Source organism: SAR86 cluster bacterium, assembly GCA_023703675.1.
Lineage (GTDB): Bacteria > Pseudomonadota > Gammaproteobacteria > Magnimaribacterales > AG-339-G14 > AG-339-G14.
In genome coordinates, this window is sequence record CP097974.1 from 560,220 (window position 1) to 585,185 (window position 24,966).

General features: G+C 32.5%; 24 protein-coding genes and 1 tRNA gene. 17 read left to right on the forward strand and 8 right to left on the reverse strand.

Annotation, left to right across the window (positions count from 1 at the left end):
• A complete protein-coding gene (locus M9C82_02805; protein ID URQ74071.1) occupies nt 1-837 on the reverse strand; it encodes a class I SAM-dependent methyltransferase in 837 nt (278 codons plus the stop codon).
• Nucleotides 838-876: 39 nt separating this feature from the next.
• On the opposite strand from M9C82_02805, the gene M9C82_02810 reads away from it, so the two are divergent.
• A complete protein-coding gene (locus M9C82_02810) occupies nt 877-1,722 on the forward strand; it encodes a TauD/TfdA family dioxygenase (protein URQ74072.1) in 846 nt (281 codons plus the stop codon).
• Nucleotides 1,723-1,724: 2 nt separating this feature from the next.
• Here M9C82_02810 and M9C82_02815 read toward each other — a convergent pair whose 3' ends face one another.
• Nucleotides 1,725-3,623: an NAD(P)/FAD-dependent oxidoreductase gene (locus M9C82_02815; protein ID URQ74073.1), complete on the reverse strand. Its 1,899-nt coding sequence runs from the start codon at nt 3,621-3,623 to the stop codon at nt 1,725-1,727.
• A 75-nt stretch (nt 3,624-3,698) separates the two neighbouring features.
• Here M9C82_02815 and M9C82_02820 point away from each other — a divergent pair.
• The 4 genes from M9C82_02820 to M9C82_02835 all read left to right on the forward strand — a co-directional run bounded on the left by M9C82_02820 (nt 3,699) and on the right by M9C82_02835 (nt 5,009).
• Nucleotides 3,699-3,774, forward strand: a tRNA-Ala gene (locus M9C82_02820).
• Nucleotides 3,775-3,819: 45 nt separating this feature from the next.
• Nucleotides 3,820-4,194 carry a hypothetical protein gene (locus tag M9C82_02825; protein URQ74074.1) on the forward strand — a complete coding sequence of 125 codons (375 nt, stop codon included), beginning with the start codon at nt 3,820-3,822 and terminating at the stop codon, nt 4,192-4,194.
• Nucleotides 4,195-4,199: 5 nt separating this feature from the next.
• Nucleotides 4,200-4,592, forward strand: coding sequence for a RidA family protein (locus M9C82_02830; protein ID URQ74075.1), 393 nt, complete (start codon nt 4,200-4,202; stop codon nt 4,590-4,592).
• A complete protein-coding gene (locus M9C82_02835; GenBank protein ID URQ74076.1) occupies nt 4,593-5,009 on the forward strand; it encodes a hypothetical protein in 417 nt (138 codons plus the stop codon).
• 274 nt (nt 5,010-5,283) lie between these two features.
• Here M9C82_02835 and M9C82_02840 read toward each other — a convergent pair whose 3' ends face one another.
• The gene (locus M9C82_02840; GenBank protein ID URQ74077.1) at nt 5,284-6,582 is read right to left on the reverse strand and encodes an NCS2 family permease; all 1,299 of its coding nucleotides are present in this window, start codon (nt 6,580-6,582) and stop codon (nt 5,284-5,286) included.
• A gap of 187 nt (nt 6,583-6,769) precedes the next feature.
• Between M9C82_02840 and M9C82_02845 the strand changes: the two genes are divergently transcribed.
• The 9 genes from M9C82_02845 (at nt 6,770) to M9C82_02885 (ending at nt 14,967) form a co-directional block, all read left to right on the forward strand.
• A complete protein-coding gene (locus M9C82_02845; protein URQ74078.1) occupies nt 6,770-9,109 on the forward strand; it encodes a TonB-dependent receptor in 2,340 nt (779 codons plus the stop codon).
• 63 nt (nt 9,110-9,172) lie between these two features.
• Nucleotides 9,173-9,739 carry a hypoxanthine phosphoribosyltransferase gene (locus tag M9C82_02850; GenBank protein URQ74079.1) on the forward strand — a complete coding sequence of 189 codons (567 nt, stop codon included), beginning with the start codon at nt 9,173-9,175 and terminating at the stop codon, nt 9,737-9,739.
• 206 nt (nt 9,740-9,945) lie between these two features.
• Nucleotides 9,946-11,034 carry a cytochrome P450 gene (locus M9C82_02855; protein URQ74080.1) on the forward strand — a complete coding sequence of 363 codons (1,089 nt, stop codon included), beginning with the start codon at nt 9,946-9,948 and terminating at the stop codon, nt 11,032-11,034.
• A gap of 4 nt (nt 11,035-11,038) precedes the next feature.
• Nucleotides 11,039-11,356 (forward strand): hypothetical protein, encoded by a 318-nt coding sequence (locus tag M9C82_02860; GenBank protein ID URQ74081.1) that lies wholly within the window; start codon nt 11,039-11,041, stop codon nt 11,354-11,356.
• Nucleotides 11,353-11,532, forward strand: a complete 180-nt coding sequence (locus tag M9C82_02865; GenBank protein URQ74082.1) for a hypothetical protein — start codon at nt 11,353-11,355, stop codon at nt 11,530-11,532. Before M9C82_02860 ends, M9C82_02865 begins: the two co-directional genes overlap by 4 nt.
• Before the next feature lie 137 nt (nt 11,533-11,669).
• Nucleotides 11,670-12,962 carry a GTPase HflX gene (gene hflX / locus M9C82_02870; protein ID URQ74083.1) on the forward strand — a complete coding sequence of 431 codons (1,293 nt, stop codon included), beginning with the start codon at nt 11,670-11,672 and terminating at the stop codon, nt 12,960-12,962.
• A gap of 9 nt (nt 12,963-12,971) precedes the next feature.
• Complete coding sequence (locus M9C82_02875; GenBank protein ID URQ74084.1) at nt 12,972-13,865, forward strand: phytanoyl-CoA dioxygenase family protein; 894 nt, start codon at nt 12,972-12,974, stop codon at nt 13,863-13,865.
• A 4-nt stretch (nt 13,866-13,869) separates the two neighbouring features.
• Complete coding sequence (locus M9C82_02880) at nt 13,870-14,064, forward strand: hypothetical protein (GenBank protein ID URQ74085.1); 195 nt, start codon at nt 13,870-13,872, stop codon at nt 14,062-14,064.
• Between the two features lie 177 nt (nt 14,065-14,241).
• Nucleotides 14,242-14,967 carry a Sir2 family NAD-dependent protein deacetylase gene (locus M9C82_02885; protein ID URQ74086.1) on the forward strand — a complete coding sequence of 242 codons (726 nt, stop codon included), beginning with the start codon at nt 14,242-14,244 and terminating at the stop codon, nt 14,965-14,967.
• A 36-nt stretch (nt 14,968-15,003) separates the two neighbouring features.
• Here the strand turns inward: M9C82_02885 and M9C82_02890 are convergent, their stop codons facing one another.
• A complete protein-coding gene (locus M9C82_02890; protein URQ74087.1) occupies nt 15,004-15,807 on the reverse strand; it encodes a glutathione S-transferase family protein in 804 nt (267 codons plus the stop codon).
• Nucleotides 15,808-15,850: 43 nt separating this feature from the next.
• Nucleotides 15,851-16,285: a bacterioferritin gene (locus tag M9C82_02895; protein ID URQ74119.1), complete on the reverse strand. Its 435-nt coding sequence runs from the start codon at nt 16,283-16,285 to the stop codon at nt 15,851-15,853.
• A 143-nt stretch (nt 16,286-16,428) separates the two neighbouring features.
• Between M9C82_02895 and M9C82_02900 the strand changes: the two genes are divergently transcribed.
• The gene (locus tag M9C82_02900; GenBank protein ID URQ74088.1) at nt 16,429-16,857 is read left to right on the forward strand and encodes an MAPEG family protein; all 429 of its coding nucleotides are present in this window, start codon (nt 16,429-16,431) and stop codon (nt 16,855-16,857) included.
• Here the strand turns inward: M9C82_02900 and M9C82_02905 are convergent.
• Complete coding sequence (locus M9C82_02905; GenBank protein URQ74089.1) at nt 16,841-17,530, reverse strand: hypothetical protein; 690 nt, start codon at nt 17,528-17,530, stop codon at nt 16,841-16,843. The genes M9C82_02900 and M9C82_02905 overlap by 17 nt on opposite strands.
• 31 nt (nt 17,531-17,561) lie before the next feature.
• Between M9C82_02905 and M9C82_02910 the strand changes: the two genes are divergently transcribed.
• The gene (locus M9C82_02910; GenBank protein URQ74090.1) at nt 17,562-17,777 is read left to right on the forward strand and encodes a glutaredoxin; all 216 of its coding nucleotides are present in this window, start codon (nt 17,562-17,564) and stop codon (nt 17,775-17,777) included.
• A gap of 5 nt (nt 17,778-17,782) precedes the next feature.
• Here the strand turns inward: M9C82_02910 and M9C82_02915 are convergent, their stop codons facing one another.
• Both M9C82_02915 and M9C82_02920 read right to left on the reverse strand, forming a co-directional pair.
• Nucleotides 17,783-20,521, reverse strand: a complete 2,739-nt coding sequence (locus tag M9C82_02915; protein URQ74091.1) for a trypsin-like serine protease — start codon at nt 20,519-20,521, stop codon at nt 17,783-17,785.
• A complete protein-coding gene (locus M9C82_02920) occupies nt 20,502-22,541 on the reverse strand; it encodes a S9 family peptidase (protein URQ74092.1) in 2,040 nt (679 codons plus the stop codon). The genes M9C82_02915 and M9C82_02920 overlap by 20 nt, the downstream gene beginning before the upstream one ends.
• Before the next feature lie 90 nt (nt 22,542-22,631).
• Here M9C82_02920 and M9C82_02925 point away from each other — a divergent pair, with 90 nt between their 5' ends.
• Nucleotides 22,632-24,947: a DUF5916 domain-containing protein gene (locus M9C82_02925; protein URQ74093.1), complete on the forward strand. Its 2,316-nt coding sequence runs from the start codon at nt 22,632-22,634 to the stop codon at nt 24,945-24,947.
• The last annotated feature ends 19 nt before the right edge of the window (nt 24,948-24,966 follow it).

Below are 24,966 nucleotides of genomic sequence, written 5' to 3' on the forward strand. Positions count from 1 at the left end.
TTATTTTTCCAATACAGCATACATGCTGTCACTTAAAGGTTGTCTATCAAGAAAGCCCATGGAAAAATTATTAAAGCCTGATCTCAGAGAAATATCTTTTAATGTTTTAGGAGTGAAATAGTTGACATGATCAGGGTGGCGAAAACCACACCATTTTTCTTTTCTTAAATGACGATTCCAACTGTCAAAATTAGGAACCTTAATAATTACATTCCCTTTATCTTTAAGTTTAATGAATGTATTTTTTAATAGACTTAGCGGATTAATTTCATGCTCAAGAAAAGATGAAAGGACCACAACATCAAAAAAAGAATCTTGAAATTCTAGCATTCCATCGACTGCATTATTGTGAATCCAAATTCCTCTTTTAGCATTGATTTTTGCCTTATTTGCTAGTTCAGCAGAGATCTCTATCCCATTCGGTATACATTTTGAATGATAAGAACTCGGAAGCTCAGAAATTATAGCTTCTAACGCTCCTCCGTCAGCACAGCCAACGTCTAAAAGTTGGATATTCTTTTGATTTTTCTTTTTTAAAATACATTTCTTTAATAAGTTTTTTACTTTATTTCTTTTTAAAACTTTATGACGATACTCTTTAGCATAAGAACTGACCTTATATCTCAATGGCTCAGCATTTTGTTTTGATTCAACTTCAGATTGATAAGTTTTTTCCCAAGCAAATTCTTCTTTAAGAGCTTCATAACCTGGAGGGTTTTCCAAAAAAACTATATCTGTTTCAAGGCATTTCAGTATTTTCCATGGCTCTGGAGCAAGATTTAATAATTCTGTTTCAGTTTCCCTTTCTAGTATAGGACTTACTCTTTTAAGATTCATTTTGGTTATCTAAATAAAAAAACTTATAATGCTCTTTAAATGTTACAGGAAATAACCACTAAAATTAAGGATCCTAAATCTAACCTAGGAGTTGAAATAAGCGGTTTGGATTTAAATCAAGAATTGTCAGATGATGAAGTTAATTCCATTAGAAATTCATGGCTGAAAAACGGTGTTGCAATATTTCCTAACCAAGAACTCACACATGAAAATTATGAAAACTTTTGTTTAAAGTTTGGAGCTTTTGGGGACGATCCATATCTTGCAGGGTTAAAAGATAAGCCAAACATTGTCGAAGTAAAAAGATTGGCTTCTGAAAAAGCTCCTCCTTTTGGTGGAACTTGGCATTCTGATTGGTCATTTCAGAAAAATCCTCCGGCAGCGACTTTTCTACTTTCAAAGATTATTCCTCCTGTAGGCGGCGATACTTTATTTGCTAATACTCAAAAAGCGTACGAGGAACTTGATTCCGGCTTAAAAGAACAAATAAAAGATTTAAAGGTAGTTCATAGCGCTAAGCTTCCCTATGCAGATGATGGATTTTACGCCACAGAGAAAGAAGAAAGGGCAATGGATATAATTACATCGAAAGAAGCGAAAAAAGAGGAAATCCATCCTTTAGTAAAAATTCACCCAGAAACCAATCAAAAATGTTTGTTTGTGAATCCTGTTTATACATCCCATATTCATGGAATGGATGAAGAAGAATCATTTTTATTATTATTGAAATTGTATGATCACATGACCCAAGAGCGATTTATATATCGTCATAAATGGTCAGAAAATATGCTGCTGATGTGGGACAATCGAACCGTCATGCATATGGCAGATGGTGGGTACGATGGATATGATCGATTATTGCATCGGATCACGATTGCAAATTAATTTTATTCAGCAGTAACTAATCCTTGAAGCTTATTGTTTTTTCTCCAGCTATCTAGAAGCTTAAAATACTCTAAAGCGCCGCCCCCATAAGAATTGTTTTGAGGGTTTGTATTTGGTTTTCCTTCGTTATTGTAATAACCAGGCGTACAAGCTTCTTGAAAACTTTCCATATTTCTTGCTTTCGTGATTATTGTTTCATTCCATTTTTTTTCAGCATCATCAGAAGCTTCAACAAAATTTAATTTTTTATTATCTAAATATTTTAAAATATAAGCCACATGAGAGCTTTGCTCATCTAATGAGTGAGTAAAATTAGCTGTAAATGGGCCTTGTCCTGGACCGTAAAAAAAACAATTTGGGAAGCCTCTGGAGTGAATCCCATGAAAAGTAGAAAGACCATTTTTCCATTTTTCGCTGAGAGTTATTCCATCAACTCCAGTTATTTGATAACCACATCTTCTTGAATAATCCGTTCCAACTTCGAAACCCGAAGCGAAAATTATGCAATCAACTTCGTATTCTTTTCCATCATGAATAATTCCTTTGGCGTTAATCTCTTTTACCCCTTTGCCGTCGGTATCAACTAACTCAACGTTATCGTTATTAAAGGATTGTAAGTATTCATCATGAAAACATGGTCGTTTGCACAACTGCCTGTAATAAGGCTTTAATGACTCAGCTGTTTGAGGATCGTTAACAATTTCTTCCGCTCTTTTTCTAACTTTTTCCATTTTTTGAAAATCTATCATTTCTACTTTCTGACTGATGTCTTTCCTACTGATGAATTTCATGAATTCATTTCTGATGTAAGTTTTCATGCCAAGTTTATAAAAATCACTATAGAAAGGAGCAGAAATAACCCAAGAAAATATTTTTAACTTACTTGGACCATTATTCATTAGGCCTCCAAGAATAGTTCTGAATATTTCAGTCCAGCCATCATTTACCAAATCTCTATTTGAAAAAGATCCTGTTAAAAATCCTTCAAAATTTTCTCTACGATCATTTTGCCAACCTTTTTTTTGTGATTTAAACCATTTTTCATCTGTATCTGAATTGTTTCGCTCGTCAATAGAAGAGGGCGTTCTTTGAAAAACGTAAAGTTTTTTTGCACTCGCTGCTAAATGCGGCACGCATTGAACCGCAGTAGCTCCAGTACCTATGATTGCTACCTTTTTATCCTTAAGATTTTCTAAATTTCCGTTTGAATCACCACCAGTGTAATCATAATCCCATCTACTCGTATGAAATGTATGGCCTTGGTAATCGTTTATTCCATTCATCGCTGGAAGTTTTGGTCTATTTAAAAAGCCATTAGCATGAATCACGAACTTAGCTTTAATTGAATCTTGTCGATTAGTTTTGATGCACCAAAGTTTTTCATCAGATAACCACTTAACTTCATTAACTTCAGTCTGAAATAGCGCGTTCTCTTTTAGAGAGAACTTTTCTGAAATTACATTGAAATAATCCAATGTTTCAGGCGCATTGGTATATTTTCTTTTCGGAATAAAATTAGTTTCTTCTAATAAGGGGAAATAAATATAAGATTCAATATCACAGGAAGCGCCAGGATATCTATTCCAATACCATGTGCCACCAAAGTCTCCACCTTTTTCAATAATTTTAAAATCATTTATACCTTGTTCTCTAAGTCTCGCTCCACTCAAAACTCCTCCGAATCCACCACCGATGACAATAGTGTGATAGGTGTTTGTATTGGGTTCTCTAGAAATACTTTCTGTTACGTAAGGATCTTCAACAAAATAAGAAAAGTCGCCTTTGACTTCTACGTACTGATCATTACCATCGGCTCTAACTCTTTTGTCTCTTTCTTGAAGATACTTTTCTCTTAATATCTCAGGATCGAAGGATAAATTTTCTTTTTCTTCACTAATCATTTGAAAATTGTAAAAAAAATACAGATATAAGCAACAGAAATCTCAAGAAAATTAGTACAATACAAATCTAATTTTGGGGCTATAGCTCAGTTGGGAGAGCGCTTGCATGGCATGCAAGAGGTCGTCGGTTCAAGCCCGACTAGCTCCACCATTAAAGGTTAATAAATATAAAGGTTCATAAAGAGAAGGGGGAGATATGAATAATTTATCAATTTTAAAAATTACGTTAAGGATATTCGGTGTAGCATTCATTTTAATAATGCCGATGATGAAATTGGATCCACTTGGAGGATGGGCTTGGAGTCCAGGACAATGGGAATATGAAATGATGATTCAAGGGGTGTATATGACCCTTGGGATTATGATGCTAATCGCTGCTAATGATCCTTTAAAAAATCCTTTATTTGTTTGGTTTGTGGTTTGGAGTAGTTTGGTACATGGTGGGATTATGTCTTATCAGGCGATAATCGATACCCATGAAATGGGCCACTTCCTTGGCGATATCCCAGCTTTAATTATTCTTGCGATTATTGCTGGCTATAATTTAAGAAAATTACAAACGAGTTCATAAATACAATGAATAAAAAACTTTTTAGAAACGGTCCGTATTCAGATTTTTTTTCTCAAGGTGTGCAAACAGGAAATATTCTTACTTTGGCAGGTCAATTGGGGGACGATTTAGCAGGTAATGTTCCAAATGATCTGCAAGGTCAGATGGAAAATTGCTATAAAAATATCGAAACCATTTTAAAAGAATTTAATGCAACATTAGACAATATTATTGACGAAACCTGGTTTGTAACAAATATAGAAGAATGCATGACAAATGTCGGAGAAATTTTTGATTCAAGGGAGAAAATTTATGGCTGCAAACCAGAGGTCTCCCAAACCTTAATTGGAGTTTCTGCTTTAGTGGATCCTAAGTATAAAATTGAGATTAAGTGTATTGCATTCTTAGAGAAAGTTTAAGTGAATAGCAAATTAAAAAACTTACCTTTAAATCAGGTCACATATACTTGGTGGTTTGGAATTATTCTTTTTTCTTTAATATGGCCTATGTTTGTCGGCCCTTATATAGCTTTAACAAATCCATCTTTTTTCGGAGGACCTGAAGTTACGAATTTAACTTTAAGCTCGGCTTTGTATGTCGCAAGAAATCTAGCTGTGGGGCTTGCCTTTCTTTTAGCTATTTATTTAAGAAATGCATCGATGTTATTTATTTTAATCCTAATTAGATTTATAACCGATTTAATTGATGCACCTGCATTTTTTTCTTTTCGTGATCCTGATTTGCTTGGTTTAATCATAATTTTTAGTCTTTGTTGCTACTTGCCAGCATTATTTGGGTTAAGCTTTCTTTGGAAACATATTAGAAATAAAACATAAATAATATAGAACAAGTTTAAATATGGATTTTATAACCTCTATTTATTCATCGCTTACAACCACTCTTTTTTTTGGTTACGTTATTGGAAGTCTTTTTATCATTACTCCCCTATACCTTTACACTAGGCTCTACGAAAGATTTACGAATAAGACCTCTTATTTCAATAAAAAGGGAAATTTATTTGAAAAACTTCTCTGGATTTTGTTTGCTATTTATTTTGTTGGTTTCTTTTTCTATTCAATTTTTTACGTTTTTATCGTCAGATAATTGGTTTCAAAGAAAAATAAACTTTGATACAAAAACTAGAGTTAAAAACCAAGCGCCTAAACTAATTTTATTAATTTCGCCATATCCTATTTTTAATACGATATAACAAAGAAATCCCAAAGCTATACCGTCTGCTATAGAAAAAGTTAAGGGAATCATAATGATGATAATCAGCGCTGGCAGTAATTCCACCATACTTGACCAGTTTAGTTTCTCCATTCCACTCAGCATCAAAATTGCCACATATAGTAAAGCTCCCGCAGTAGCGCAAGCTGGGACTATAAGAGCGATAGGCGATAAGAAAATAGATAGTAAAAAGAACAATCCAATAAAAACCGACGTAAGACCTGTTCGACCACCTGCTTCAACTCCTGCTGAGCTTTCAACGTAACTGGTTACAGGAGAGCAACCAAAAAAAGCCCCCATAAAACTCATACTGCTGTCAGCTTTGAGAGCTTTATCAAGATTTTCTGCATTTCCTGATTCGTCAACTAGATTTGCTCGATTAGCTACCCCAAGCAAAGTTCCAGTGGTATCAAATAAATTAACGAAAAGAAACGACATAACGATTGTAATCATGGAAACATCGAGAGCTCCATAGATATCAAGTTTAAATAGAACTGGATCGATCGAGGGAGGCGATGAAATAATGCCATTAAACTCAACTATGTTGATTAATAAAGAAATGAACGTCACTGCAAGGACACCTATCAAAATAGATCCTGGTATTTTTCTTACCGCAAGAACTGAAATAATAAGAAATCCAAGAGCAGCTAACAACGTTTCAATATTTGCAAGATTTCCAAGTTTCAAGAAAGTCGCCTCGTTACTAATTATAAGGCCACCACTTTTCAGTCCAATGAAACCGATAAACAGTCCAACTCCTGCGCCCATTGCAATTCTTAGATTTAACGGAATGCTATCAATCATCCAACCTCTTAATTTAGTAACACTTATCAAGAAAAATAAAACGCCAGCTAAAAAAACAGATCCTAGGGCTATCTCCCAAGAATAGCCCATTTCTCCAACTACTGTAAAAGTAAAGAAGGCATTTAATCCCATGCCTGGCGCTAAACCTATTGGCCAATTCGCAAACAAACCCATCAAAATACAAGCCAAGGCAGCTGCTAAGCAAGTTCCTACGAATACTGCTCCTTGATCCATGCCAGCTAGTGACATAATTTGAGGATTGACAAAAATTATATAAGCCATGGTCACAAAAGTTGTGAAGCCAGCTAATAATTCTTTTTGGATATTAGTTTCAAATTCTTTAATTTTGAAAAAATTTTCTAAAATTGCTTTCATAAATCTTATTTAATGTTCACATCTTAGTATACACATACACCAAGTTGTAAAAATCATAAAGGTCTGCATCTTTTGTTTTAACTTTGAACACTTGAAAACTTAATTTGTGACAAAGTAGGGCAAATAATAAGGTTTTGGTAACAATATTTTTAATTAATGCTACTTTTTCAATATTGGATAATTAAATATGGAAAACACTAAATTTATCAAACGCTTTTTTATATCTTTTTTAATTATTACTTCCAGTAATTTTGCTGTTTCCCAAAGTGGGGGTTTTTTAGAGGAAGTAATAGTTACTGCAGAAAAAAGATTCGAAGGTCTTCAAGACGTATCTCAAGCTGTTACAGCTTTAACTAGTGATGAAATAGAAGCTAAAAATATTACTTCTATGGTGGACTTAAGTGCTATTGTGCCGGGAGTTACCGTTGCAAAAAACGAGGGTTATAAAACTGTAATATCAATAAGAGGGGTAGGTAATGAAACTAACCAAAACGCTATTGCGGCTCCTTCAGTTGCGTTCCACTTAGATGGAATTTTTATAGCCTCACCATTCGCCCTTCAAACTGATTTTATCGACATAGACAGGATTGAAGTTATCAGAGGTCCACAAGGAACGCTTTTTGGACAAAACTCAACTGGTGGAGCAATTAATGTCGTTAGTTCGATTCCCTCATTAACAGAATCATTTAACGCTGCTGAATTCACTGTGGGAAATTATGGACTTAGAAAAGGAAAATTTATTTCAAGTATTCCAGTTTCTGATTCAGTTTCTACTAGACTTTCTTTGACTTCTACAACTAGAGATGGTTTCTCAAAAAATATCACAAACGGTCAAGAACTAGATGACGCAGAAAATTTTGGAATAAGAAACGATTGGTTTTTTGACTTAAGCGACAGTTCAACATTTAGATTTTTTGCTCAATACTTTGATGTAAACAGAAATGGTGCAGCGATGAAGGGTATAGACGATACTACTGCAGGACCGAGATACCTTTCTCAAGATACTTTATCAACTCAATCTTTAAGTTCTTTAATAACCGCAGGTATATTTGAAACCGATTTAGATTTTGCTAATTTAAAAATTTTATTCAGCTATCAACGAGACGAAATTTCTGTTGATAGAGACAACGATAGACACAATACTGGGGTAGCTGCGTCTTCCATACCTGGAGTTTCTGCCTATCAAAGTGCTGAATTTAGACCAGAAACTTCTAAAGTAGATACCAATACGGTTGAGTTTAATTTGGTTTCAAATGAACCTCTCTTGAACGGTAAATTAGATTGGACTTTTGGTATGTTTTTCCTAGATCATGAAATTGAAAATCATATTAGAGAATATATTGATTTCAACGGTAACGGTCATACTTATATTTGTTCTGAACCTTTTGCAAATACAACAACTCCTGGTACCACCTGTTTTGTAGTTGGCGGTTCAACAAGTCCTTACGCGGCTGAATTTGGTTTTGTTTCAGATGCTTTTCCCGTAAGACGTTCTTTATCGGCTTATGGACAAACAACTTATAGTTTCAATGATGATCTAAGACTTATCACTGGTTTAAGATTTACTAGGGACAACTTTGCTACCAACGTTTCAAATTTCTTTGGATTTGAACCTTATGATCTAGATGAAACAGCTAATGAGAATACTGGAAGAATTACTTTTGAGTATGACGTGCAAGATGAAATCATGGTCTATCTATCACAAACAAGAGGGTTTAAACCAGGTGGATCAAATCTAACTTTTGGTTTTAAAACTCGTGCGGAATTAGACGCTGCTTTTAGACAATCTTCTCAGTTAGCTCCTACACTTGTCGAAAGGACTTTCTTACCCGAAATTGTAGATTCAACTGAGATTGGCTTGAAAGCTGACTTTTTTGACGGAAAAGCTAGAGCAAACTTAGCTTTATTTAATTACACCTATGAAAATCTTCAATTACAAGGAACAGATCCAGATGTTTTTAGAGGCGGGGTTGTAAATATTCCTGAATCTGAAGTAGAAGGAATGGAGCTTGAATTTACAGCTCTATTAACAGACTCTTTAACCCTCGACGCTAATTTGGCTTATTTAGATACAGAGATTACATCCTCCTTTGTATTCTTAGATAATGTTGTGGCACAACAACATTACTTTGGTTCTGAGCTCGCTAGATACGCTCTTAGAGAGGATATTAAAGGTAATGAATTAGCAAAAGCGCCTGATTTTAACGTTGATTTAAGCTTGAACTATTTTGTAGCCTTGCCAAATGGAACCGATTTATCATCTTCTTTGCAATTTATTAAGAGAGGTGAATTTTTTCAAAGAGTTGCCAATAGGCCAGCCCAAGATGCAATTCCAGCTTATGAAATCTTTAATTTAAAGATCGGATTAGCTTTTACTGATAATTCCAGCGTCGATTTCATATTAACTAACCTCACTGACGAAGACGGAATTAATTCAAGCATGACCGATGTATTTGGAGTAGCTGGAACAGGGGTAGAATTAATACCGCCAAGACAGTTAATGACTCGTTACAGTATAGATTTCTGATCTATACTGTTCTCGAGTATTTTTGATTGCAAAACTTTTTGTATCAATGTAAAACCTTAGCCCATGGAAAAATATTTCATCGGAGCTGACCAACTACTAGAAGACTCTTTTAATCTAGCTTGGAATATTTATGAGAGCGGGTACAAACCAAATTATATTGTAGGGGTTTGGCGAGGAGGTGCGCCAGTAGGAATTGCTGTTCAGGAATTTCTAAAAGTCTTAAAAATAGATTCTGATCACATTGCTATCAGAACCTCTTATTACAGCGGTATAAATAAAAGAAAAAAGAAAGTTAGAGTTTATGGATTGAATTATGTTACGAAGAAATTCGAATCGGATGATAAATTATTAATTGTTGATGATGTTCATGACACAGGAAATTCAATCAAACAGATAATTTTAGATATCAACAAAACTTGTAAAAAGAATACTCCTGAAATAAAAGTAGCAACGCCTTATTTTAAGCCTGATAAAAATGAAACTGACTTAAAACCAGATTTTTACATTCACAAAACCGATAAATGGCTTATTTTTCCTCACGAATTGCAAGGACTTGAATTCAAAGAAATTTTAGAAAACAAACCACAATTAAAAGCTTTATCTTCAAAAATTAAGTCGCTGATTAAATGAAAGAGTTAATAAATTCGATTAGAATTTTTTTAATTTATCGTTTCTATAATTTAGGAGTAATCCTAGAACGTATCTCAAATAAAGGTTTCGCGTTAGATATTTTTTCCTCCTCTTTTCAAAACAATCCATACGAGACATATTCTAGGATGAGGTCAATAAATCCTATCTATCACTCAAAACCTACTTTCCTCAGATGGGTAACTAAAATGGACCTTGTCCAGGAAATGATAAGAGATGATCGATTTAGTGTAGATGATAGAAAATTTCCAATAGCAAAATTAAGAAGAAACGAGTTGAGAAGAGATGGTAGAGATATTATGTTGGATCAGTTTGAGAATCCAAGCATTTTAAAACTTGATCCACCAGACCATTCAAGGATAAGAAAACTTGTTTCTTATGGGTTTACCAATAGATACATAAAATCTCTAGAAACTGAAATTAACGACACCATTAATCAATGTTTAGATAAAACTCATAACTTAGAAAGTTTTGATTTAATGAATGTATTAGCGAAACCTCTGCCAGCAATTGTTATTGCCAAAATGATGGGTCTCCCTGATTCAGATCTTAATCAGTTTCAAATATGGTCTGAAAATCTTTTAAAAGAAGTTGGCGGTATTGGTTCTTCGGTAAAAAAAAGAAAGCTAGCAAGAGATGCTTATGAGGATCTAATTCGATATTTTGAAAAAATAATTTTAGAACGCAAAGACAATCCTGGAGATGATTTTATTGGAAAATTAATACTCGCAGAAGAAGAAGGAGATAAGTTAAATGTAAAGGAAATGTATGGCACTTGTTTGCTTTTGTTAATAGCAGGACATGAAACAACCACTAGATTGGTAGGGAATGGATTGTTTGCTTTATTGAAACATCCTGATCAATTTGAACTTTTAAAGCAAGATCATTCCAAAATACCTAACGCCATAGAAGAAATGCTTAGATATGAGCCTCCTGTGCACGCTACAGTTAGATTTGCCAATGAAAATATGACCTATAGAAACAGATATTACAAAAGAGGAACACCTTTTGCGATCAGTATTGCAGGAGCAAATAGAGATCCAGAAGCCAATAAGGATCCAGACTCTTTTAATATCCTTAGAGAAAATATTAAACATGTTTCATTTGGCTATGGACCGCACATGTGTATTGGCGCAAATTTAGCAAGAATCGAAACAAGGCTTGTGTTTGAGAGATTATTAGAAAGGTTTCCTAATATGAAGCTTGGCGATAAGAACCCTGAATGGCAAAAGAATTTCATATTTAGAGGGTTTGAAAACTTAGAACTTAAAGTTTAAAAAGATGTTAAAACTTTTCTTAGGGATATTCGGAGGGATCTTTACGATTATCTCCATTTTGGCAAGTATTTTTGTTCCTGTAAGTTTTCTAAAACCTAATTCAACTTTTTTTGATTTTGTCTTAACTCTGTTTTTTGCTTATTTTACCTATCTATGTATCAGGGTGTTAAAGACTACTGATCGTACAAAATCATTTCCTGGAATGATTTTTCATTATGATTCACAAAAATATTATTTTTCAAAACGATGGTTTGCTTCAATTGGAACTTTATTTTTTGGTTTATCTACATTATTCAAAGTTCAAAGTTTTATCGTTCTATGAGTAGCTTTTTAATTTTCTTGTCATTTTGGGTAATGTGGAGTTTGATAAGCTATTTCATAATTCAAGTGTATTCAGAATCTAGAATTAATATTGCAGACAGAAATTTTTTTTATGAAATCATAGGATCGATTGGATTTGGATTGTTAGTAAATTCTATTCTTTTTGTTTTATATTAAAATCTTTTTATGAAATATCTATTGATTGGCCTTTTTACTCTTTTTCTTTTAGGTTCTTTATACATTTATTACTCTGCTCAACATGAGATGCTTGAAGCTGTTGGTTTAGAATTTGGTGGTCACGATCATTAACCATTATGAATGAATCAAAAACTTTAAACGAAGTAATAATAGTAAATTCTTCTTTAGGTAATTTAATAAACTTAAATGCGAATGAAATATTTTCAGAATTTAAAGAATTAGTTTCTTCAACTAGTGCAGAGATAATTGATGAATTTAATTTTCATCAAAAAACTATTAACGCAAAGTATTTTATTGGAAAGGGAAAACTGGAAGAAATTAAAAATACTTTAATCCAGCATAATTGTTCTTTAGTTATCTTCAATCATGACTTATCTCCTTCTCAAGAACGTAACATTGAAAGTTTTTTGAATTCAAGAGTATTGGATAGAACGGGTTTAATTTTAGATATTTTTGCACGCAGAGCTTCTAGCCATATTGGGAAAATGCAAGTTGAATTAGCTCAATTATCACACCTTTCAACGAGATTGGTTAGAGGCTGGAGTCATTTGGAAAGACAAAAGGGGGGTATCGGACTTAGAGGCCCAGGAGAAACACAGTTAGAAACTGACCGTAGACTTATTTCGAATCGAATAAAAGGTATAAAAAAAAGGCTGATAAAAAGTCATCAACAGAAAAACTTGAACAGATACTCCAGGAAAAAGGGCAGAAACCATATCGTTGGAATTGTTGGTTACACAAATGCTGGAAAAACTACACTTTTTAACCAATTGACTGGCTCTAGCGAATTTGAAGCAGATAAGATGTTTGCAACATTAGATACCGTTACAAGAAAAAATCTTACGCCTGGATCTGAGTCCATAATTTATATTGACACGGTGGGTTTTATTTCTGATTTACCGACTTCTTTGATTGAATCCTTTAAAGCTACGCTAGATGATTTAAAATCTGCAGATCTTTTGCTTCATGTGGTTGATGTAAATGACAGAGCTTTTGAAAATAAGATTTTTGAAGTAAATAAAACTTTAGTTGATATAGGAGCTGAAAATATTCCTCAAATATTTGTTAAAAACAAAGTCGATTTGGTAGAAAAAATAGATTTCGAAATTAACAATGTAGTGAATTCAGTGAATGTATCTGCTAAGGAGGGCATTGGCATCGAATTATTAAAAGACCTAGTTTCTAGTCATGCAAATAGAGGATTATTTAAAGGAAAACTTTTTATCGACTTTAAAAATCCAAACATTAGAGCTAAATGCTTTAAAACAGCCAAAATTATCAAAGAAATTTCTACAAATACTGGTTGGGAGATTGAATTAATTATAGGTAATTATGATCTCAAAAAACTATTAAATAGCGATGATATAAAAATCATTAATTCTGAAGAATATTTACAAGAAAAATTATAAAATTTAACAATGGCTACTTTAAAACATTTAAATTCCGATTGTTCTATAGACGAAGTTTTGTCTTTATTAGAAAGTGATGCAGGACTAATTATCGATAATTTAATAACTTCAGAAGAAATTGACAAACTCAATTCCGAATTAAGTCCTTATTTAGAGACCGATTCTTATGGCAGAGATGATTTTACTGGGTTCAAAACCAAAAGAATTGGTGCATTAATTGCAAGATCAGATTCTTGTAGAAAATTAGCTTTAAATGAAAAAATTAATAAAGTCTCGAAAGAATATTTAGATCCGTTTGGAGATGGCTATCAACTTCATTTTACTTCTGCTGTTTGTATAGGCCCAGGAGAATCAAAGCAAATCTTACATCGAGACAGAGGAATATGGGGAGGCTATTTGCCCAGAAAAGTAGAACCTCTTATGAGCACCATTTGGGCTGTTACAGACTTTACGAGAGAAAATGGTGCTACTCAAATAGTTCCTGGCTCACATAAATGGGATAAAGACCGATTACCAAATGAAGATGAGATAGCTTATGCTGAAATGACTGCTGGATCTGTTTTACTTTACACTGGGACCGTTCTTCATGGAGGTGGAGAAAATATTACCTCTAGTGAAGCAAGAACCGGAGTATTTTTGCACTATGCCCTAAATTGGCTGAGACAAGAAGAAAATCAATATTTGTCATGTCCACCAGAGATTGCAAAAGATTTGTCTCCAGAAATAAGGTCTCTGATTGGCTATTCAAAAGGAGGTTACGTGTTAGGTTTTTATTCAGATCCTAACGATAAAAGTGCTGTTTATGAATCTGTTTCTCCTGAAAATATGTTTAAGGCTGAAGTAGATGACGACTTTAGCTTACTACCAAATCCTGAAGAATTAGTTTCTAAATCAAATAAATAAATTCATGCTTATCGAATTATTTGTTACAGCTTCTATTTCTCTCTTGTTGGCATTAATTTCTTTTTTGGCTCATGGAAGAATGACTTCTTATAATTTAGCTATAAGAACATTATCATTTTTAGTAGTTGTCTCTACTTTGTGGTGGACCTTTGGACTAAGTATTGTTTTTGAAGGGAATTCTGTAATGTTGAAATTCTAGAATGTATTTTATTAATTGGATTATTTTATCGATTATTTATTATTTTGTTTTGAGACTTTACTTAAGTTCAAAGTATTACAAAGGGAGTAGAAGTAATATTCAAGAAGTTCTTTTAGCTATTGTATTTGGTTCCATTACTTCTACATTTATTATTTATGGATTTAATGTTTGATTGATATGCTCAAAGAATTTCTTAGAAATTCTGTTTATCCGGTTTTTTTCACTGGAGCAGGCATTAGCACCAATTCAGGAATACCAGATTTTAGAGGTCCTAAAGGATTTTGGAAAAACAATACGCCAATTTATTTTCAGGATTTTATCGATTCAAAGATTTCAAGAATAAAGTATTGGGAACAAAGCATTAACTTTAAAAGCAATTTTGGTTCTTTTAAACCCAACGAGGGTCATTACGCAATCAGTAAAATTATACAAACGAAAGGGCAAGGCCATTGCATTACACAAAACGTTGATAATTTACATCAAGCTGGGGGGTTAGCAGATGAAAATGTGACGGAAATTCATGGCAATGCAACTTATGCAGTGTGCCTTGAATGTAAAGATAAATCTCAATTAGAAGAAATTCATAAAAGTTTTAAAAGAAATTCTGAACCGCCTTTATGTAAAAAATGTGGAGGTTATATAAAAACAGCTACAATTTCTTTCGGCCAGCCAATGCCTCTAATAGAAATGCAAAGGGCTCAAGAGGAAGCTTTTAAAGCCGATCTTTTTGTTGTGGTTGGTTCCTCTCTTGTGGTTTACCCAGCTGCATCATTACCCTTAATTGCAAAGGAAAATGGAGCTAAGTTTGTCATCATAAATAATGAGGAAACTGATTTTGATAATCTAGCAGACTTAGTTATAAATGATGATATTTCAAAAGTATTTAAGGAGGCGCTAAATTGAGAAGGATTTAAAGTTTTAGCTTCCTTTTAAAAGAAATTAATTAAATGACTCAAAAAGACTATCTAATTCTTCTTTTTGATTCAAACTAAATTGTTTCAAAGCATCTATTAAAGGCATTGGAAGATAAGATGTTATTTGTTTTTCATAGAAGGGAAGTTTTTTAATCTTGTTAAACCAATTATTAATATGTGGGTGTGTAGACTCACTGCAGTAATTCATGAGAGACAATTGCTCCCATCTCAAGACGTAAGGAAATACAGCTGCATCTGCTAATCCAAACTTTGATCCCGTAAACCAATCTGAATTTTTAAAATTTTCTTCCAATGAATCCATAAGGATTTTTGATTGTTTTAATCCTTCGATAACGCATTCTGCTTTAAGTCCATTTTCAATGAGATCTCTACGATTATTTCTTTTAATTAAATCTGGAATATCATTTATTTCTTTTTCTAATTCATCTTTAGGTTTTTGAATCAATATATTTCTAACCGCTATGCCATAGGTTATCGAGCCTCCATGAAGATGATACGCATCTGTTGTTTTTAACCAAAGGCGCATTGAATGAATCTCCTCTGCTGTAGAAGGCCTCGCAGATATTTCTGGAAATTCATCCTCAAGAAATTCTAAAATCAGGGACGATTCGATAAAAATTTTTCCCTTGTAGACCAATGTAGGCACGACATGATTAGGATTTATTTTTACATAATCAGGATCGTGTTGTTCTCCTGCTTGTAGATCGATCAATTTAGATTCGTAGGCAAGGTCTTTTAATCCAAGTATTAGTCTTATTTTTTGTGAACAAGTTGAAGGACCGTTGTGGTAAAGAATCAAATCAGGCATGTCTAATTCTAAAGCTTATATTTATAAAAAACTAATAAGTATGTTAACTAAAATCTTTTAGCATTTTTCTAAGCTCAAGTTGATGTTGTTCCTCTTGACCAATTAAGTTCCTAGTATATTCTTCGAGATAAATTGATGATCCTTCAACAATCATTAATAGCTCTTTATACAAGTCTAACGCTGCCATCTCATGTTCTAAACTTTCTTCCAGAATCCCTTTAATACTATGATCATTTGTTTCTAGAATCTTAGAAATTTTTTGGCTTGGATGACCATCCAAACCGGTTAAAAATTCACCAGCAGTTTGTGCATGCGTAAGGGATTCGGAGGCTTGTTCTTGTAGAAATTGAACAATCGGAATTCTATGAGGTCCAACCACCATCAAGGAAGAATGGGTGTATCTTACAACTCCTGCAAGTTCAAACTCCATAATTTGATTTAATACATCACAGACTTTTTCTTTGTTTAACTCTTTCAATTCCATAAATAACCTCTTTTATTTACAGATTTTAAATCATTTTTCATAAAAAATATTTGATGAGAATTGAGAAAACAATGATTCTCATTTACAAAAAACTCCTAAATTGAAATAATTAATTTATTAATCTCAAGGAGGGATTTATGAGTACAGAAATTTTCTTACCAATTTTTTATATGCTGATTTTAACTTCAGCTGTTTTTTTATTTAATACCATCATTAGATTTAAAGACGTTTTAATTGATAAAGGGCATAGAGGCTCTGAGTTATATGGATTATCTCTTCCTTCGTCAGCAAGCAACATAACTAAACAAGGGGATAGAAATTTAGTAAACCTTTTTGAATTCCCAATATTTTTTTATACGGTTTGCGTTTCGATTTATATAACCGGAAAAGTTGACGGTTATTTTGTCTTATTAGCTTATTGGTTTGTAGGCTTTAGAGTGTTGCATAGTCTTTATCACATTTTTATAAATGGATTCTTAGGAGCATTACCCATAAGAGCTTTATTTTTTGTTCCCAGTTGGGCAATAGTAGTGTGGATGTGGTTTAGATTTATTCAGATGCTTTGATTCCTCGAAAAACAAAAAAGAGAGGATACGCAAGTATCACCATTTGAAAGTAGGATAAAAGGGTATTTATACTAATATTTATTAAATAAGGAATTTGAGTTGCTCCTTCAGATATTAAAAAAGCTGATACGACGCTCAGTACTAAAAAGTAGGGCATTAATAGAATAAACCAATAAAAAAGCACGAGATATATAAACTTAATTTGGTTGCTCTTTGTAACGTTCCACGATTTATCAAGCGCCTCAGTTATAGAGGAGTTTTCGATGATCAAGTAGAAGGGCGCCAAGATTAATCTTGAAGCTAGATAAATTCCTGGAATCACGAAAAGAATTAGCCCAACTAAAGTGATTAAACTTAAAACTAGAGTCAGTAAAAATGCTTTAAAGAAAAGTTGAAAAGAAATTAAGTAGTAACCAATGGTTTCCTTAAGATTTTCTGATTTTAAGTCATTTACTAAAAGAACAGATAGAACCAAAATAAACGGATTCAAAAACATATTTGTAAAGATAAAAAAAATTGCTCCCCAAGAGAAAAAATTTTCATTATTTAACAAAATCTCACCAGTTGCAGTGCAAAGTCCAATTAGAATAAATACTGGAAAAGTTTTTAAGGTAAAAGAAACGAACGTGTTTGCGTAAAATTTAAAACCCTCAGAAACAAAAGAAAATGGCATAATGTGTATTTTATAACTTAAGTGAAAAATTATGATAGAAATTTGGTCAAAACCTCAATGTCCTTTTTGCGATAAAGCTGAAAATCTTTGCATACAAAAAGATCTAGAGTATAAAAAATACATGCTAGACGTTGATTTCACTAGAGATGAATTCATGCAAAAATTTCCTACCGCAAGAACTTTCCCTCAAATATTAGTTGATGGAGATTTAGTTGGTGGTTATACAGAGTTTGCTGCAACCTTTTAAAGGATTTATTGCAAGTTTACTTTTACACCGATAGCAAAGTTACTGAGAGTGTTTGAAAGGTTGATTCCGAACCCGTAATCTACTCGATCGGCTCTGTATATTAATTCTGCTGCAACTTGAAACAAGTCCTCAAAAGAATCTTCAATATTTATTTGGAAACTCCCTAAGTTTTTATCAATATAAGAGTTTCTGCTACCTAAAGAATTTGTAAAATTTAAATTTAAAGAAGAAGTAAAAAATAAATTTGGAGAATTAAATATATTTTCTTTATAGGAATAAGCTGAAAAACCTATTCCAAGAAAGATATTATCAATTGATTCATAAGTTATATCTAAACCATTAGGGTGATTATTTTCGGAAAAGCCAGGTGCATCCAGATTGTTTACTGAAAAGCTAAAAACTGATTTATAGCTCCATCCATTATCTTCATTTTCTCTTAAATTAGATTTTCTTGAATAGTCGAAAGTGAATGACGTTAAGGATAAATCATAATTATTAACTAAGTAGATATTATTTAATCCAGAAGTGGTTATGTTTTGAAATGTTCTTGATCTAATTTCCTCTACATCAGCATTTGTGTGAATCAAATTGATTGAAAAATCATTGAATTTTCCAAATAAATATTTTCCAAAAAAAGAAATATTATCACTTTCAAATTCTACTAGACCGCTCGAGTCCGTTTGGTCAATATTTATTCCTAGTAAAAAGGGATTTATTCCAAAGGATAAAAACATACTTTTAGAATTTGCTTCATTCATATTTGATTGGTTTATATTTTTATAAGAAATATTGCTAGAGAAACTATCCGTGTTAACTTTTTCTAAATTATTTTTTAAAAAAATAAAGTTAGTTAGTTCAGCGCCTATTGAATGATTTAAATTTGGAGCAAAGAAACTAAGACCATTATTCAAATTATTAAGATTTTTGCTTAAATTAATTTCATCCAATAAACTTTGGATGTTATTTTTCAAAGACAAATTACTACCTTCGATACTAGAAATATTATTCAACTGTTTGGCTACTTCTATATTGGCAGGACCATCGGCTAAAGTTAAGTAATTAGGATTCGAATAAGTAAAACTTTTTTTATCAGTAGATAATTCAGCGGCAAGATAACCAGCAATTCTATTAGTGTCATTAAAAATTAAATTATTAAAAGTTCCAATAATGTTTGAAGATTGCAAAAAATCAACTTTAAGTCCTTTTTTAAAAAAGTTAGATCCATCTTGAAGAGGCTTAATTGTCAGGGTTCCAGATAAAGAAATTTGTCCATCTACAATTAACAAATCAGAAGAACCTAATGGGTTATGTTCAACAATTAATTCTGAATTTTCGTCAAAAGTAGTATTTCCATTAATTTTTAAAGTTCCAATACTATTGCCTGGATTTATTTTTGAACTATTTAATTTAAGCTCTTTAGTATTAATTTGTCCTATTCCAGAAAGAACGCTTTGATTGTTTAAAATTACTTCTCCGGTTAAATTAGAAATAGTTCCATCGCCAATAGTCGATAAACCCGTCGTTGAGGAAGACCCAAAATTTATTACTAGTTCACTAGAATTAGAATTTAGATTTCCTGATAGAGTTAGATTATTATTTAGAATTAATTTTCCATTGCTTGAAAGAAACACGTTGTCAGCAATTGATATGGAGTCAAGAGTTACAGTATCCGAAATATTTGCGTTGTAGTATTTTTTGCTGGTCTTATGAAAACTTGAATAACATTCGTAACCGCTGCACGAAGAATTTGAAGATCCAGAGGCGCTCATTGAAAAAGGGAGTTTATTAAAACCTAATTGATTTAATGAGTAGGAACCATCTCCACTAGAGCTTACAACTTGTAAAGGTAAATTTGTATTGATCCAGTCAAGTAAATCGTAAGAGGAGCTAAAAAAAGCATTACTGTCATATATTCCGTGGTTTGAGCCAGGTGTATTCCCGCAACAAGTTGCTCCAAGCAATACATATTCAATAGTTGAATTGGACTCATCGATTAAAAAAATTGGACCACCGCTATCGCCTCTACCGACAAATCCTTCCTTAGGTAAAAAATCGCTAGAATCTTCTTTATCAAATTTTATGCTTAAAGAGTTTATAGATTCACCGGTATCTATAAAAACACCTGAAATTTTATTCTCAGCTGATCTTCTTTTGTAATCGGCTAAATTTTCATCAGCTGGATTATCATAATCGTATCCACTGCTTCCATAACCAATTATTCCATAACCAACTATTGCCACTTTATCTCCAACTTTCGGAGTCGAATTTGGTAAAGATGGAAAAGAATCCAAATATATCGGTGTATCCAACGACATGATAGTTAAGTCGTATGCGGAACCACCTCTGCCTCCATTTTCAAAATATTTTTCATTGAAAATATTACTTCCAGCAGTAACAGCTTTGTCCGGTCTAATCGTTGCAAGATTTCCGTATAGAGGTTGAGAAGCATCTCTTAAATCATTGCCGAGCATAAAAACAGAATTATATGTAGTTCCATTGGTAGATGTCTCAGGTATGCAGTGAGCTGCAGAAATAACGGTTCTGGGATTTATTAATGTAGCACTACATGACGATATGGCATTCTCGCCATAATAAATAACATTAAGACCTACATATGGAAATTCGTTGTCAGAATTAAATGTGGTTTTAACATCTCCCATGGAATCATTGAAAATTATTGCTAGAGAAAAATTACAATTTAAAATAGCAAAAATAATAAGAATTTTATTTGTTATCTTTTTCATACAATTTCAAGAAGAAAGCATTGTCTTGAGCAGATTCTTCAAGTGCATTAAGCCTTCCACTCTTTCCAGCATGACCGCCTATAAGATTCATCTTCATGATTATAGGGTTTTCTGATGAGCTGTTCTCTCTTAATTTGGGGACATACTTTGCCGGCTCATAATATTGAACTTGAGAATCAAATAAACTACTTGTAACAAAAACAGTAGGGTAATTTTGCTTTTTTATATTGTCGTATGGCGAATAAGACTTTATGTAGTCGTATTCTTCTTTATTTTTTGGATTTCCCCATTCTTTGTATTCAAAAGTAGTCAATGGAATTGATTCATCGGACATCGTGGTCAATACGTCGACGAAGGGAACAGCAGAAATTATTCCTTTATATAGTTCTGGCTCATAATTAATTACAGCTCCCATGAGTAATCCTCCAGCACTTCCGCCTAAAGCAAAAATATTTTTTGGATCTCCAATGCCTTTTTGAGTTAATCCTTTTGTGGAATCAATAAAATCATAAAAAGTATTTTTTTTCTTGAACATCTTCCCATCCTCATACCACTGACGGCCCATTTCTGAGCCTCCTCTAATATGTGAAATACAAAAAATAAATCCTCTGTTCAGTAGCGGTAGCATAGTTTTTCTAAAACTTGCATCAATAATGCTTCCATAAGAACCATAACCGTACATTAGGATAGGGGCTTTTTTTAAATCTATACCTTTTTTATAAACTAAAGAATTAGGAACTTTTATTCCATCTCTCGAAATAATCTTTTCTCTTTTTATTTCAAAAAGATTTTCATCAAAATTCAAAACTTCTGACCGCCAAATTTCCTTTTTTTCAAAAGTTTTTAGATTCAGAGAAAATACCGAACTCGGTTTTCTTAGGCTGGTATAACCGAACAAAAATTCATCAGAATCGTATTTTGGGTTTGCTGAGATATAACAACTATAGGCTTCATCGGGAAAATCTATTAGATCTTGAGATAAATCCTCCACATTAAGTTTAAGAATTTTCGGCAATCCATCTTCTCTAATGTCCAGAAAGATCAAACCTGGAAAACAAACAAAATCTTCCAATAATATTTGATCATTGTGCTCAAGAACTATTTTCCAATCAGAATAATTACCAAAATTTTCTTTTTTAAAATTCAAAAGACAAAAATTTATGCGATCATTTTTATTGGATAAAGCATAGAAAGATTCAGGTGTATCTTCTACATAATATAAATGCTTATCAGACCTTTCTAGAAGACATTTAGGCTCTTCTAGAATATTTTCAAGATCAATGATCCATATTTCATTAGATTCAGTCTTGCTTGAATTGATATAAATATAGCGGTCGGTGCGTGATTTTGAAATTGATAAATTGAATTGATCATCTAATTCCTCATAAATAAGAAAATCATCCTTTTGGGACTCGCCAAGTTTGTGACGAAAAACTTTGTTGGAAATAAGAGTTTTGGGATCTTTCAGTGCGTAATAAATGTATTCATCATTCCCCCAGGAAATATTACCGGAAGTATTTTGTAATTCATCGATAAGTAAACTATCGGACCTTAGATCTTTAAATTTAACGGTATATTCTCGTCTTCCGTTTTTGTCTTCACCATAAGCAATTATATTGTTGTTTGGGGAGGGCGAAACACCAGAAATTTGATAGTAATCTAAATCTTTTCCTAGTTCATTAACATTTAATATTTCTTCTTCTACAGTTTCTTTTTCACGAAAATAAACAGGATATTGTTCGTCTGACTTCATTTTTGAAAAATAATAAAAATCATTTTTCTTAATCTTAAGAGAAATTTCTTCTTTGGGTATTGAGTTAACTAATTCGTCATATATTTCTTTCCTGTAATCAACTCCATTAACAAACCACTCTTCGCAGTATTTATTTTCTTCTTCAAGATAACTCAATATTTCTGGATTTTTTCTAGTATCGTCTCTTAACCAATAATAATTATCAGTTCTTAAATCTTCATGAGCTTCAAGAATTTTAGGTATTTTCTTTGGTTTGGGTGCTGGCATTTTTTTTATAATAACTTAATTATTGCAAAAACATTTTATTCAAATATATTAACTATCAAATACATCTTAGCAATTTCTATAAATCTATAAATGTCACAAAAAATAATTTATTTTTTTATCAGCATATTATTAATTTCTAATGCCTTCAGTATTACTATTGATGGAGATCTATCCGATGACGAATGGTCAAACGCAGAAACTTTAGAAGGTTTTCTAACCGTTTTCCCTGATACTTTAGAAAAACCTAAGTATAAAACTGAAGTTAAATATTTTACTGATAACAAAGGCATATATTTTGGGATAACTAATTATCAACCAAAAAGTACCCAGGTTATCGAAAGACATCAAAGAGATAGTTTTTACGCAAATGCAGACAGAAACTATGTGATGATTGATTTTGATAATAATGCCAGTGTGGGTTATGAATTCACCGTTACTTTAGGAGATTCCATAAGAGATTCAATTTTTGTAGATGAAAACGAATTTTCTGATAATTGGGATGCTATTTGGTATGCAAAAACTAAAAGTTATGAAGATTTTTGGATTTCTGAATATTTTATCCCTTGGGGCGTGGCTCCGTTAATTGCTGAAGATGGTCCATTTCGAAACATTAAAATATCAGTTGCTAGATGGGCTTTTGGCCAGAATGAAGTCTACAACACACCAGGATTAAACCTTTTTAAATCGCCTTTTTTATCTAAATTCACAACGATAAAAGTTAAAAATTATAAAAATCAAACAAACAAATTAGACTTTTTTCCTTACGCCAGTTTAACGAACAACTTTATTGAAAATAATAGAAAAATTAATATTGGAGGGGAGATTTTTTGGGATTTAGATCAAAAATCAAAAATCGACCTTACTCTTAACCCAGATTTTGGACAAGTAGAGAGTGATGATGTAATTGTAAATTTTTCTGCAATCGAAACTTTTTATCCTGATAAAAGACCTTTTTTCATTGAAAATCAAACTTTGTTCGATGTAACAGGCTACAACTTAAGATTTATTAACACCAGAAGAATTGGTGGAATCCCTGATAAATGTTCAGAAACTGCGGAAAGTCATAAAGGAGAATGCTCAGATAGTTTAATCGACACAACAGATATAAATTATGCGCTCAGATACACTCGCAGAGATAAGGTAAATGAATTTGGCATTTTTAGTGCCTTTGAAGACGATTCTCTTTATTCTGATGGAAGAGATTTTCTTGCTTTAAGGTATAGACTCAACAGAGATTATTTAAATACCAAATTAGGTTATCTCCATACCTCTGTTGATAGGCCTAGTATTGATAGAAAAGCACACACTCACACTCTAGACTACGACTTAAAACCAACTAAATCTTCAAGATTTTATGGTTGGATCAGTCAAGTTGATACGTCCGAAAAAAATATTGATAAGACTGGATACGGAGTTAGAACAATTTTTACAAATAGATTTTCCGAAAGGTTGTTTACTTTATTTTTTTTAAATTATTTAGACGAGGATTTCAATATTAATGACATGGGTTATTTAGAACAATATGGAAACACCTACCTTGGCGGTGTATTAACTTATAACCTTCCAAATAACAATCCGAATTCAGCCATATCTCAACAAACTTATTTTCTTCAAATAGGTTATGGAAGATCTACTCAGGGCTATGGGGGAGGTACAGGTTTTAATCTTAAATATGAATTAAGTTTCAAAGATAGTTCAAGATTAGAAATGGAATGCAAATGTTCTTTAATCAGAGGAAAAGACTACGTTGAAACCAGAAATTATGTTGAATCTCCCTTTATAGAATCTTTAGGAGATAACGAATTGATTCTAAATTATTCGACACAAAGAACAGGGATGTTTCAACATAGATTTAAAGTTGGCTATTTAACTGGGGGATATGAGTCAATAAGTAAAAGTTTTGATCTTCGAGAGGAAGGCCATACATTGGGATACAGTTTTTCAGTGAAATTTTCCGAAAATCTAAAAATTTTTGTCAGCCCAATAGAATATCAACGTCAATCAAATTGGAATATTTGGAAGAGAGAAAATCTTTTCGCATACTACGATAAAGAAATGATCAGTTCAGGCTTAAATATAGATTGGTTTATTGGCGATCGGCAGGAGATAAGAGTAAAAGGTAAGATCTATGGAATAAAAGGGAAAAGACCTAGACCTTATAGGGTAAATGTTAACGGATACTTAGGTTCTTCAGAAGATGAGATAAATTCACTTGAGTTATCGGAGACAGCTTTTCAGGTTAGATACAAATATCAATTTGCACCTTTATCAGATCTTTACGTTGTCTATACCAGAGGTGGAAAGTATGCAAATCTTCAAACCAATCAATTTGAAAAGATATATTCTGGCGCCTGGTCAAATCAAAATTTAGATAAATTTATCATTAAATTAAGATATAAACTTTAGTCTTCTGAAATTTTAGATT